Below are 12,393 nucleotides of genomic sequence, written 5' to 3'. Positions count from 1 at the left end.
CCCTCAATCACATCCAGACCATCTAGTGCAGAGTACGGCGAGCGCTGCCATCACGAGACGCAGCCACCCAAACCAACCTTTTGCACATCGCGGCAAGCCAGAGGCTGCCTGGTGGATCTTGGGGAAGTAACGAGTCTTGATGTGGGGCTGGTGGCTTTACATCAAGCTCAACGGTATGCGGTGCCACTATGCCGTAGCGCCGCGGTACTTTGATGACAGACGACATCAGCCACGCCGTCAGTTCATCATTCGGCAGCGATCCCGACAGAAGGAGAGGGTTCCAAGGAAGAGAAGCGAAGGCGCCAGCACGCATGCGTGTTGATAGACGACAACAACCACAGCCCACCTCACCGTCAGTGACCGCCCATGACAAGGGAAGATGATGAGCCGGTGGCCCACTCGGTCAAATGAAGGATGAGAGTCTGTTGTTCTCCCTGATACCGGAGCCTAACCGGTATTAAAGAAACCATTCCCCAGCAGTGTCTGTCGTTTCTGCGTGCCTCGCCCTATAGGCGTATGATCGGTCGGGTTTCTGGCGGCTCTGCCTGCTTCAGGGTTGCCCTTGGATCGGCGCGGAGTGTACACACTTACCGCGGGCAGTGACAATAAAAAATAGTGTTCAAAATCCCCTTTTAATAAGTCGATCAAATCTTGCTGGCGGGCAGGCGGGCTCTGGGATGGCGCAGGTTATGCGACAGCCCGGTTTCCCCTTGAAAAGTGTGTGAAAACGCCATGATTGGGCTGACGCCTTGCTGTGCGGTCGCTGAGGGGAATTTGGCCGCCACCGCCAGCGCCTAAATATCGCAATAAATGCCACATTTATGCGACCTCCCTCCTGGGCGTTGCCCCGCGTGCCGCACATTCACCGCTCTTCCCTTGCGTCAAAAAATGGGAAAAACCTGCGCTGACGCAATGAGTGCCCCGCACGGATTGGCCACAATGACCGCTCACAATCGGTTAGAGGCTGACTAATGGATACCCTGCTTGAGCGTTTTCTGCGTTACGTAACTTTTCATACCCGCTCCGATGAGACCAATCCAGCCTGCCCCAGCAGCGAAGGCCAGCTGATCTTTGCCCGCGCCCTGCAAGAAGAGATGAAGGCGCTGGGGCTAACCCGGGTCACTCTGGATGAGCACGGCTACCTCACCGGCTGCCTGCCGGGCAACCAGCCGGACGCCCCCGCTATCGGCCTGATTGCCCACATGGATACCGCCGACTACGAGGCGGAGCACGTAGTACCGCAAATCATCGAAAACTATCAGGGCGGCGACATCTGCCTTGGCAAGGGTGACGAGGTGCTCGCCATCCATGACTACCGCTTCCTGAAAAACTATCTGGGTCAGGACCTCATCACCACCGACGGCACCACCTTGCTTGGCGCCGACGACAAGGCGGGCATCGCCGAGATCCTCACTGCCATCGACCACCTGCAGGCCCACCCCGAGATCCCCCGCGGTGATATTTGGGTCGGCTTTACTCCGGATGAAGAGATTGGCCGCGGCGCCAACCTGTTCCCGCTGGAGAGATTCCCGGCAAAGTGGGCCTATACCGTGGATGGTGGCGAACTGGGCGAGCTGGAGTATGAAAATTTCAACGCCGCCAGCGCCACGGTGCGTTTTATCGGCAATAACGTCCACCCCGGCACCGCCAAGGGGAGCATGATCAACAGCCAAACCCTGGCCGCCCGCTTCCACGCCGCCATGCCTGCCGAGCAGACCCCGGAGTGCACCGACGGGTATGAGGGCTTCTTCCATCTGGCGCAGATGAGCGGCACCGTGGAGGAGAGCACCCTGCACTACATCATCCGTGACTTCAACGACGAGCACTTCGCCGCGCGCAAGGCCGAGATGCAGAGCCGGGTGGCAGCCCTGCAGGCCGAGTATCCGAAGGCCCGCATCGAGCTGACCCTGACCGACAGCTATCGCAACATGCGCAGCCAGATCGAGCCGCACATGCATATCGTCGAGCTGGCCAAGGCCGCCATGGAGGCCGCCGACGTGGTGCCGAAGATCAAACCCATTCGCGGCGGTACCGATGGCGCCCGTCTCTCCTTTATGGGTCTGCCCTGCCCCAACCTCTTCACCGGTGGCCACAACTTCCACGGCAAGCACGAGTTCATCCCGCTGCAATCCATGGAGAAATCGGTCGCCACCCTGGTGGAGCTGGTGCGCCTCACCGCAGCCTGGCGCGGTTAATCGGGTCGCTATCATTACCAGGGCAAAAGGGGGGAGCCGGTTTACCGGCTCCCCCCTTGCTATCTGGCCATCACCCATCAAGAAAGGTAAACCGGGGGGGTCGCTCAGGAGCTACTGGCTGCCGCTGCCATCAAACTGTCATCCCGCTGACATGTCGCGGGAACAGTGTCACATCATGCTGGGAGCAACGGATCGCCGGAGCCCCCCAGATGTTCACTATCGATACCCTGCTGACCCAGCACTTCCCCCGCCTGCTTGGCTACCCCCTGCTCACCCCGCTGTTAAAGCGGCTGCTGGGCTGGCTGCTCAACGAACGAGCCTTTGCCGACTTTGCCACCCGCTACCCGCACCTGCGCGGCCTCGACTTTGTCGAGCAGGCGCTGACCCAGCTCGATTTCGACTATCGGGTCAGCGAGGCGCAGCTGGAGCATATTCCCGCCAGCGGCCGGGTCATTCTTGTTGCCAACCACCCCATCGGCTCGCTGGACGGACTGGCGCTGCTGCAACTGCTCGGTCGCATCCGCCCCGATGTGAAGATCGTTGCCAACCAGCTGCTGGCCCAGCTCGCGCCGCTGCGCCCTTTGCTATTGCCGGTGGACAATATGGAGGGCAAGACCGATCGACAGGCCATCCTCGCCATGAACGAACACCTCGCCCGTGAAGGGGCGCTGGTGATCTTCCCCGCAGGCGAAGTATCCCGGCTTGGCCTCAAGGGGGTGAAAGATGGCCCCTGGCAGGCAGGCTTTATCAAGCTGGCCCAGCGCACACGCACCCCGCTGGTGCCCATCCATCTGGGGGGACGCAACAGCCTCTGGTTCTATCTCGCCTCCTGGCTCAACAAGCCCGCCTCCGCCCTGTTGCTGGTACGCCAGCTGTTTCGCCAGCAGGGGCAGACCCTGCCGGTGACCATAGGAGCGCGCATTCCAATCGGCAGTTTTCAGGATCTACCCGCCAAGACGGCGGCGCGGCTGGTGCGCAACCACCTCTACCGGATTGGCCGTGGCAAGGCGGGACGGCTGCAGACCGAGGCCCCCATCGCCCTGCCGGAGGATCGCCGCCAACTCAAACAGGCCATCGAAAGCTGCGAGCAGCTCGGCACCACCCCGGATGGTCAGGGGATCTACCTCTACCGCCGCCATGAACTGAGTCACTCGGTGATCCTGCGCGAGCTGGGGCGGCTGCGGGAGATCGCATTTCGCGCGGTGGGGGAAGGGTCTGGCAAGCGGCGGGATCTCGATGGCTTTGACAACGACTATCACCACCTGATCCTCTGGGATCCGGCCCGACTCGACATTATCGGCGCCTACCGCTTTGCCCCGGTGGCAGAGCTGCTGGCCAGCAAGGGGAAGGATGGTCTCTACAGCCACACCCTGTTCGGCTTTGAGGATAAGCTGCTGCCGCGGCTGGAGCTTGCCATCGAGCTTGGCCGCAGCTTTATCCAGCCCGCCTACTGGGGCAAGCGGGGGCTCGATTATCTCTGGTTCGGCATCGGTGCCTATCTGGCCCGCTATCCCCGCTACCGCTACCTGTTTGGCCCTGTGTCGCTCTCCGGCAGCCTGCCGCCGGCGGCCAAGGATCTGCTGGTGAGCTTCTACCGCCAGCACTTTGCCCCCGAGCTGGCGCTGGCCCCCTCCCGCCGTCCCTACCCCGAGACGCAACCTCTGTTCGAGGGGGTGGATTACGGCGCTGATCTCAAAGCACTCAAGGCCCGTCTCGACAATCTGGGCTGCGCCATCCCAACCCTCTACAAGCAGTATTCCGAGCTGTGCGAGCCGGGCGGGGTGCAGTTCATGGATTTTGGCATCGACCCCGACTTCAACCACTGCATCGACGGGCTGGTGTGGGTCGATGTGAGCCGGATCAAGTCCCACAAGCGGGCCCGCTATATCGGCAGCCATCTGACCGAGCCGCGCTCATAGCCCTGCTGGCGCCAGGCAAACAGCCAAAGGCAAAAAAGGAGAGAGAGGCCATGGCCTCCCTCTCCTTTCGCTCTCATGCTCAGCACCTTTTCGAAGCGCTCGGCCCATCTGGCGTTAGTCGGCCGCCTTGCGATCCGAGTGGCCGAGATCCCGCTCAGGGGCGATGACGTCACGCACCCGCTGCTTGATCTCCTTGGCCTCGGGGAAGCCGTCATCGACCACCCGATCCCACACCTGCACCCCGCTCACCAGAATGCGGAACTCCCCCTTGCTGGCCGGCACCAGCGCCACCTCCGCCAGATCGCTGTCGAAGGTGGATAGCAGCTCCTGCGCCAGCCAGGCGGCGCGCAGCATCCAGCGACAGAGGGTGCAGTAGCGGATTTCTATGCGGGGTTTGCTGATCAGGGTTTCAGACTCGATCATGAGTGACTCCATAAAAAAGCGACAATGGCGGGAAGTGGCGTACTGCCGCCCAATGGCCGATCCCGGTTTGGTCAAATCAGTGCTGATCAACCCCATGAAAATCGGCCAACCAATGGCGGGCAATGGTACGCATCGCCGATTCTGGCAGCTCGAACAGGCCGGGAGCAAGAGGGCCTGCCGCTAGCATCCGGATCCCTTCCATGATCTCCGCCAGCACCAGATAGACATATTCGCCAATCACGGCGCCATGGACGAAGTTGACCGCCTCACCCCGGTTGAGCAGGTAGATCTGGGTACCATCCGGCCGGTTGAGGGCCAGCACATGGGGGCACACCTCTTCGCTCGGCCACGGCAACTGGGCCAGCGAGAAGGCAAACTCGTCGTCGGCCGAGGTGACCGAGGCGACCATGGTGCCGGGGCGCAGCGCCTGCAGATCCGCCAAATCCAGCGAGCCGTTGCCGGTAGAGCAGATCACCAGCTCGGCGCGGATCAAGGCTTCAGCCTTGGTGATCAAGCGAAAACCGTGCGAGAGCGCTTCGACCTGTCGCAGCACATCGGTCTCCACCAGCCCGAGATGGAGGTTGCGACAGCGCAGGTCGCGGGCGATGCTGCGCCCCACCTTGCCATAGCCAAACAGCACGGCTTCGCAGACGTTGAAAGTACGGTTGAGATTACGAGCCAGCGACTCCGCGGAGTAGACCACGCTCAAACCAATCTGGATATCCTCGGCCTGCTTGAGGGGGCTGCGTGCCACCGACACCACGGGGGTTGCCAGCACCTCCTGCTCATAGCGTTGATGGCCGTTCTCGGTCATCTCCACCACCCCGAGGAAACGGGGGCCGAAGTATTCACTCAAGATCACTTGGGTTTTGGCAAAGTAACCGCCAATATCGAGGATCAGCAACCGCTCGTGGGGGGCCACCAGCGGCGCAATCTGCTGGATGATACTGTCGGGATCATTGGTCCAGCGCCGGTTGAGGGGCAGCACCGGATAGTGTTGTGATACCCACTCTAGGGTCGGGCCGTGTACCGATTTCGGTTTGGGCAAAATGGCGCCAATCCGTCCAATCCGGGAAAGCGCTTCGATAAAACGGGGGCGATCGGGAAGCAGGTGAGTGACCAGCAGAATACAGAGACCGTCGATGCGTCCCTGTCCGGTGAAATGGCGAAAAAACAGATGCTCAGATCCTTGACTGCGCAACTGTGGCCTCCTTATGTGCCGCAAAGCAGGCAAACAGAACCCGGCGCGGCCGGGTTCTGTGTATGTCCAAATAAAATGAAAAACCTTTTTATCTGAAACACATAGGTGGCTCAATCATTATCTGTCAAGAGTATGAGCGGGTATGCAAAAATGACTGTAATTGCCTGTTTTACATGCAAAAATCAGTACAAAGAAGCAGCAGGCCACACCCACCACAGGCTAAGCCCGGTTCCTGCCGCGGCGAGCAAGATCAGCCCACCCCAACGCACTGGCCAGGGTTTGTCACGCAACGCCCACTCCAGCAGCGGCAGCAACCAGACCGGCAGCAACACCACCAGCGGCACCTCCACATATTGCCAGGCCAGCATCTGGACAAAGGCGAGGACCAGCGCCAGACCGGCTGGGGCTACATTGATGCCAACAAAGGTGGCGAGCAGGGCACGAAAGCCGGCGAAAGCGGCCAGCGCACCGGCCAGCTGGGCAATCAGCAGGCTACCATCGATGCCGATCACCAGCGCCAACCAGATAAAACCGAAGGCAAACCCGAGCCCCTCGCGGCTATCACAGCGCAAGGTGCTCCAGCCAAACCAGAGGATGGCGGGCAGCAGTGCCGGCCAGATCCCGGGTTCGCTCGCCAATACCGATGCCAATCCCTGCCACCACACCAGCGCGCTGAACACGGCAAAGAGCAGCAGCGAGCCGCGCAGATCGTTCACCTGAGCCGCAATGGCGGGGACAAGCAGGGTTAGCGGCAGCCACTGCCACGCCTTTTCCGGTATGCCATAGAGGCCGCCGAGCCAGGCTCCCACCAGCCAGAGCGCCAGCGCGCCCCACAGATACCCCAGTCGCGGCCAGCGCCACGATAGCAAAGCGGCTCCCAGAGGAGCCGCCAGGGTTTGCAGCAGAAGTTCCGCGCCCATTACTTGCGCACGCCTTCGACAAACAGGTTGATGTTCATCTCGTCCGGGATGCCGGGCAGCATGTAGCTCACGCCAAAGTCACTGCGCTTGATGGTCGTGGAGGCGTTGAAGCCGCTGCGGTAACCGCCCCAGGGATCCTTGCCCTCGCCAATTTTGACCAGATCGAATGCCACTTCCTTGGAGACGCCGTGCAGGGTCAGAGTCCCTTTCAGCACGCCTTTATCCTTGGTGCCCTCGTAAGCGGAGCTGACGAAGGTCATCTTGGGATACTGCTTCACGTCGAGGAAGTCAGGGCTGCGCAGGTGCTTGTCGCGGGCTTCGTGATTGGAGTCGACGCTGGCGGCATCCACTTCAAAGCTCGCCTTGGCGGCCGCCGGGTTGGCGTCATCCATGCTGAAGGTGCCGCTGAAGGTGTTGAAGCGACCCACCAGCTCGGAGAAGCCCAGGTGACCCACCTTGAACTGCACCGTGGTGTGCGCCGCATCCACATCGTAATCCGCCGCCATCAGGGGGGTAGCCATAAACAGGCAGGAGGCCAGCAGAGCCTTGGTCATTTTCATCCGTTCGTTCCTTCATCTTGGGGTTCACATCAGTGGTTAAAATGCTAACCTCGTTCTGAAGATGAATAATCAGTGATTTATTAAATTCATTATTTACTGAGGATGGAAAATGGACCAGATCGCTGCCATGCGCACCTTTATCAAGGTGGTGGAGTGCCAGAGCTTTACCAAGGCCGCCAACCAGCTCGGCATCTCGGTCGCCATGGCCTCCAAACTGATGCAGCAGCTGGAGGAGTCCCTCGCCACCCGGCTTCTGTCGCGCACCACCCGTCAGGTCAATCCCACCGAAGCGGGCCAGTTCTACTACCAGCGCTCCCTCGCCCTGCTGGCGGAGCTGGAAGAGACCCACAGCCAGCTGACCCACCACAACCAGCAGCCGAACGGCACCCTCAAGCTCTCGGTGCCGATGGATTTTGGCTATCTGCACCTCTCCCCGGCCCTGCCGCTGTTTCGCCAGCGCTTTCCCGATCTCAAGCTCGATATCGAGTACAGCGACCGGCGGGTCGCGCTAGTGGAAGAGGGGTTCGATCTGGCGCTGCGGATCGGCCACCTCAGCGACTCCTCGCTGGTGGCGCGCCAGCTTGCCACCATTCGGGTCGAGCTTTGCGCCAGCCCCGCCTATCTGGCACGCAAGGGCAGACCGGAAAAACCCGAGGATCTCAAACAGCACGACTGTCTGATCTACACCCTGACCCAGCCGGAGTGGCACTTCAAACGGGGAAGCGAGCAGCAGAGCATCCGGCCACAGGGGCCGCTGCGGGCCAACAACGGGGTGGCGATGACCCGCGCCGCTTGTGATGATCAGGGCATCATATTGCAGCCCACCTTTATCGTGGGGGAGGCCCTGCGGTCAGGGCAGCTGGTCAGCCTGCTGCCAGAGTGGGACAAGGGAGATGTGGGACTTTATGCGGTCTATCCGCACCGCCGCTTCGTCTCGGCCAAGGTGCGCTGCTTTATCGAGTTCGTGCAGGAGCGCTATCTCGCCCCGCAACAGTGGGATGCGCCGACCTGATTGCCAGAGCAGAGGATAGGGCCTGACTATCCGGCCTGCTGACCCGGCTTGAAACCTAACGCTGGTCGGGTGTGGTGGTGGATGCGGCAACAGGAGTGAGCTTGGCTAGCAGACGCTCCTGCTCGAGGCTTAACTGCCAACGTGGCAAACGGGTGCGGACAACCGACAACTGCGGCTCACCGAGGGCATAGGGGAGCGCCACTTCAATCTCGGGGCAGTCAAACATGGCGGCAAGCTGCAGGATCAGAATGAGGTTTGCCTCGTCGGTCTTGTGCTTGTTGACCCGTTTGCGGATCTCGTGGCGCAGCTGGGTTTCGGGGTCCTGGGTCATCGCCTGCCAGCCGAAACCGAACAACGGCACCAGCGCGCTGACAATCCCCAGCGCCGTCATCGGCTGCTTGGGGGGATGATAGAGTGCGTTGAGCTCCAGCCGAACAGGATTCTGACGAACCTCACCCTCACCAAATAAAATCGTTTTCGTCATTGGATTACCCGTTATATTCCACTAGACTGCGCCGCATATTTTACCCCGATATGCCAACGAGGTGCTGATGCTAAGCGATATCGAGATCTCCCGCCAGTCCCCCTGTCTCTCCATTCACGCGCTGGCCGAACGCCTCGCCATCCCCCAGCACCTGCTCAGCCCTCATGGCCACTACAAAGGCAAGCTCAGCCTCGACCTGCTCAAGTCTCAGCCCACACAGAGCGGCAAGCTGGTACTGGTGAGCGCCATCACCCCGACCCCGCTCGGTGAAGGGAAAACGGTGACCACCCTTGGCCTCTCCATGGGGCTCAACCATATTGGCCAGCCCAGCATCGCCACTATCCGCCAGCCGAGCCTCGGCCCGGTATTCGGGGTCAAGGGGGGCGCTGCCGGTGGCGGCCACGCCCAGGTGGTGCCGATGGAGGAGATGAACCTCCACCTCACCGGCGATTTTCACGCCCTAACGGCAGCCCACAATCTGGCGGCTGCAGCCCTCGATGCCCGCCTGTTCCACGAGCAAAAACTCGGCGATGAGTTCACCGCCAGAACCGGTTTGCCGCGGCTCGAGATCGACCCGGCCCATATCCTCTGGCCGCGCACCCTCGACATGAATGACCGCGCCCTGCGCCACCTCACCATAGGTCAGGGCGGCGCTGCCGATGGTGTGGAGCGCTGCGATCGCTTCGTCATCACCGCCGCCTCCGAGCTAATGGCCATTCTGGCGCTGGCAAGCGATCTCAAGGATCTGCGCGATCGCATCGGCCGCATCCAGCTGGCCCGCGATATTCACGGCAAGCCCGTCACCGCCGAACAGTTGGAAGTAGCAGGCGCCATGACGGTGCTGCTCAAAGATGCGCTGCAACCGACCCTGATGCAGACCACCGAGCAGACGCCGGTGCTGGTACACGCAGGCCCCTTTGCCAATATCGCCCACGGCAACTCCTCGGTGATCGCCGATCGCATCGCCCTCGGTCTGACCGACTATGTGGTGACCGAGGCGGGTTTTGGCTCCGACATGGGGCTGGAGAAGTTCTTTAACATCAAGAGCCGCCAATCCGGCATCCCCCCCGCCTGCGTAGTACTGGTGGCCACGGTGCGCGGCCTCAAGGCCAACAGCGGCCTGCTCGATATCCGCCCGGGCCAGCCGCTGCCTGCCAGTCTGCAAGGGGAGGATCTGCCGACCCTCAAGCAGGGCTGCGCCAACCTCGCCTGGCATATCCAGAACGCCCGCCGTTACGGGGTGCCGGTGGTGGTCGCCATCAACCGCTTCCCTACCGACAGCGAGGCCGAGCTAGCGCTGCTGGCCCATGAAGCGCAGCAAGCCGGTGCCTGTGGCGCAGCTATCTCCAATGCCTTCACCCAGGGTGGCGCAGGCGCCAGCGAGCTGGCCCGCGCCGTGGTCGCCGCCTGCGAGCAACCTAGCAAGGTGAAACTGCTCTACCCCGACGAGATGAGCCTCGATGCCAAGCTGGCGACCCTGGTGGAGTGCGGCTACGGTGGCCGCGGAGTGCAGCTATCCGACAAAGCCCGCCAGCAGCTGGCGCAACTTTCCGCCGAAGGCTGGGATCACTTGCCCATCTGCGTGGCCAAGACGCCGCTCTCCATCAGCCATGACCCTGCCCTCAAGGGGGTGCCGACCGATTTCGAGGTGCCCATCGACGAGGTAAAGCTCTGCGCCGGTGCCGGCTTCGTCTATGCGCTGGCGGGCCCCATCATGACCATGCCGGGGCTGGGCAGCCTGCCTGCCTATCGCCATATCGATATCGATGAGAACGGCGAGATAGTCGGCCTGAGCTGAGCCCTTCCACAACGCCAGAAACAACAAGGCCCCGCCAATTGGTGGGGCCTTCTGTTATCCATGCATCAACCCTTAGAGGGTGAAGCGCTGGGTCATATGGTGCAGGGTGCTTGCCAGCTTGCTCAGCTCGACGCAAGCCTGAGCGATCTGATGAGCGCCCTGGGCATTCTCGTCAGCGGCATTGTGAATGTTGACGATGCTGCGGTTGAGCTCTTCGGTCACCGCATTCTGCTCTTCGGTGGCGGTGGCGATCAGGGTATTCATGTCAGTGATGCGCACCACGGCACCATTGATGGTCTCGATACTGGTACCGGCATCCCGCGCCAGACCAACGCTCTCCTGCATCTGGTGACGACTCAGCTGCATGGCGTTGCCTGCCTCGGCGGCGCGGCTCTGCAACAGTTCGATCATCTTGCTGATCTCGGCGGTGGAGTCCTGGGTCCGCTGGGCCAATGAACGCACTTCATCCGCAACGACCGCAAAACCACGACCCTGCTCACCGGCACGGGCCGCTTCGATGGCGGCGTTAAGGGCCAGCAGGTTGGTCTGACCGGCGATATCGCGAATCACATCCAGCACCACGCTGATGTTGGCGCTGTCGGCCTCCAGCTGCTGCACTACTGTGCCCGCCTGTTCAATCTTGACCGACACCTCTTCGATGCTGGCAATGGAGCTGCGTACCACTTCGCTGCCAGCAGCAGAGGTGCGGGAGGCATCCTTGGCGGCGCTCATGGCATCCGTGGTGTTGCGGGCCACTTCGTTGACGGTGGACTGCATCTCGTTCATGGCGGTCGCCACCTGGGAGACTTCGTTCTGCTGGATGGCCATGCCGCTGGCAGACTGGCTGGAGATGGCGCTCACCTCCTCCACTGCGCTGCTGAGTTGGCTCACGGAGCCGGCGATCTCGCTCACCAGATCGGAGAGGGAACCCTGCATCCGGTTGATGGCGGCGCCCAGCTGACCCAGTTCATCGCGGTTGAAGCGGCTGTCACGGATCCACTGCTGCAGTTCGCCCTGACCCAGATCGCCATTGGCAATACGCTGGGCCTGACGGGCCAGCATGATCAGCGGATCGCGGATCTGGCGGGTCAGTACCACGGAGAGCACCACCACAAGGATCAAACCGATCACCAGCGCGATGGTGACACTCAGATTGGCGGATTGATAAGAGTCGACAATGTCGCTGCGGGATTCAGACGCATAACCATGGTTAATCTGGATAAGGGAGGCCACTGACTTGCTCAGCGCGGTGTAAAGGGGAACCCCCTCCTCAAGGAAGATGCGTTGGGCTTCGGCAAGCTGATCGCTGTCTTGCAGCTGTTTGACTCGCTGGTGCAGGGCGACGTAACGATCCCAGTCAGATTTCACCGTATCGAAGGTACGGCGCTCCGCCACATCCTCAGGCCAGATCGTCTTGTCATGGGCAATCAGCTGCTGCGCGATCGAGTTAAGCTGTTGGCTGGCAATATTCCGATATTCAGCCCTTTTCAGCGGCTCGGCAGCCACCACGAAATAACCCAGCTCATAACGACGCAACTCACCGAGAGAATCCCCGATCGCGCTGGTGCGATTGACCGCTGGCAAGATGCTGTCGGTAAACCGGATGGCAACATCATTCATGTTGCCAAACTGGACAAGGGAAAAACCGCCGATAAAGGCGACCATCAAACCGAGCACGGCAAAGCCGGCGGTGAGTTTTTTGCCTATGGTCATGGAACTGGTATTCATGGGATATCCTGGTGGTCGTTAAATTCGTAGCACTCGTCCGGTTCACGCCCTCCTGGCATGAACTATCTGGCCACCTGTTCAGTGGCGCACCATCCAACCTTGATGAATATCTCTGAATTCCATGAGCGGCAGCGAGAGCCGAGAGGGGCGGTA

The 12,393-nt window shown here is 61.2% G+C and carries 10 protein-coding genes; 4 read left to right on the top strand and 6 right to left on the bottom strand.

The genetic code is table 11. The features are described 5' to 3' along the window. The first annotated feature begins 971 nt into the window (after positions 1–971). The gene (gene pepT, locus ACB040_RS07025; RefSeq protein ID WP_371153762.1) at positions 972–2,195 is read left to right on the top strand and encodes a peptidase T; all 1,224 of its coding nucleotides are present in this window, start codon (positions 972–974) and stop codon (positions 2,193–2,195) included. Between the two features lie 209 nt (positions 2,196–2,404). Next, positions 2,405–4,114: a lysophospholipid acyltransferase family protein gene (locus tag ACB040_RS07020; RefSeq protein WP_371153760.1), complete on the top strand. Its 1,710-nt coding sequence runs from the start codon at positions 2,405–2,407 to the stop codon at positions 4,112–4,114. Positions 4,115–4,228: 114 nt separating this feature from the next. Here the strand turns inward: ACB040_RS07020 and ACB040_RS07015 are convergent, their stop codons facing one another. From ACB040_RS07015 to ACB040_RS07000, 4 genes are all read right to left on the bottom strand, one after another. Further along, the gene (locus tag ACB040_RS07015; protein WP_371153758.1) at positions 4,229–4,537 is read right to left on the bottom strand and encodes a SelT/SelW/SelH family protein; all 309 of its coding nucleotides are present in this window, start codon (positions 4,535–4,537) and stop codon (positions 4,229–4,231) included. 76 nt (positions 4,538–4,613) lie between these two features. Continuing rightward, positions 4,614–5,738, bottom strand: coding sequence for an adenosylhomocysteinase (locus ACB040_RS07010; RefSeq protein WP_371153756.1), 1,125 nt, complete (start codon positions 5,736–5,738; stop codon positions 4,614–4,616). A gap of 182 nt (positions 5,739–5,920) precedes the next feature. Beyond that, the gene (locus ACB040_RS07005) at positions 5,921–6,658 is read right to left on the bottom strand and encodes a hypothetical protein (protein WP_338771847.1); all 738 of its coding nucleotides are present in this window, start codon (positions 6,656–6,658) and stop codon (positions 5,921–5,923) included. Beyond that, complete coding sequence (locus ACB040_RS07000) at positions 6,658–7,218, bottom strand: YceI family protein (protein WP_005334411.1); 561 nt, start codon at positions 7,216–7,218, stop codon at positions 6,658–6,660. The genes ACB040_RS07005 and ACB040_RS07000 overlap by 1 nt, the downstream gene beginning before the upstream one ends. 109 nt (positions 7,219–7,327) lie before the next feature. On the opposite strand from ACB040_RS07000, the gene ACB040_RS06995 reads away from it, so the two are divergent. Beyond that, positions 7,328–8,230, top strand: a complete 903-nt coding sequence (locus ACB040_RS06995; protein ID WP_338771850.1) for a LysR family transcriptional regulator — start codon at positions 7,328–7,330, stop codon at positions 8,228–8,230. Between the two features lie 55 nt (positions 8,231–8,285). Here ACB040_RS06995 and ACB040_RS06990 read toward each other — a convergent pair whose 3' ends face one another. Continuing rightward, entirely contained in the window at positions 8,286–8,714 is a 429-nt protein-coding gene (locus tag ACB040_RS06990; RefSeq protein ID WP_302245598.1) for a hypothetical protein, read from the bottom strand. Positions 8,715–8,781: 67 nt separating this feature from the next. Here ACB040_RS06990 and ACB040_RS06985 point away from each other — a divergent pair, with 67 nt between their 5' ends. Further along, positions 8,782–10,512, top strand: coding sequence for a formate--tetrahydrofolate ligase (locus tag ACB040_RS06985; protein WP_338771856.1), 1,731 nt, complete (start codon positions 8,782–8,784; stop codon positions 10,510–10,512). Positions 10,513–10,584: 72 nt separating this feature from the next. Here the strand turns inward: ACB040_RS06985 and ACB040_RS06980 are convergent, their stop codons facing one another. After that, the gene (locus tag ACB040_RS06980; RefSeq protein WP_338771858.1) at positions 10,585–12,240 is read right to left on the bottom strand and encodes a methyl-accepting chemotaxis protein; all 1,656 of its coding nucleotides are present in this window, start codon (positions 12,238–12,240) and stop codon (positions 10,585–10,587) included. Between the last annotated feature and the right edge of the window lie 153 nt (positions 12,241–12,393).

This window comes from Aeromonas sp. S11(2024), assembly GCF_041402345.1.
Classification (GTDB): domain Bacteria; phylum Pseudomonadota; class Gammaproteobacteria; order Enterobacterales; family Aeromonadaceae; genus Aeromonas; species Aeromonas veronii.
Note: the sequence above shows the minus strand (reverse complement) of the source record. Positions and strands in the feature narration are given on the sequence as shown.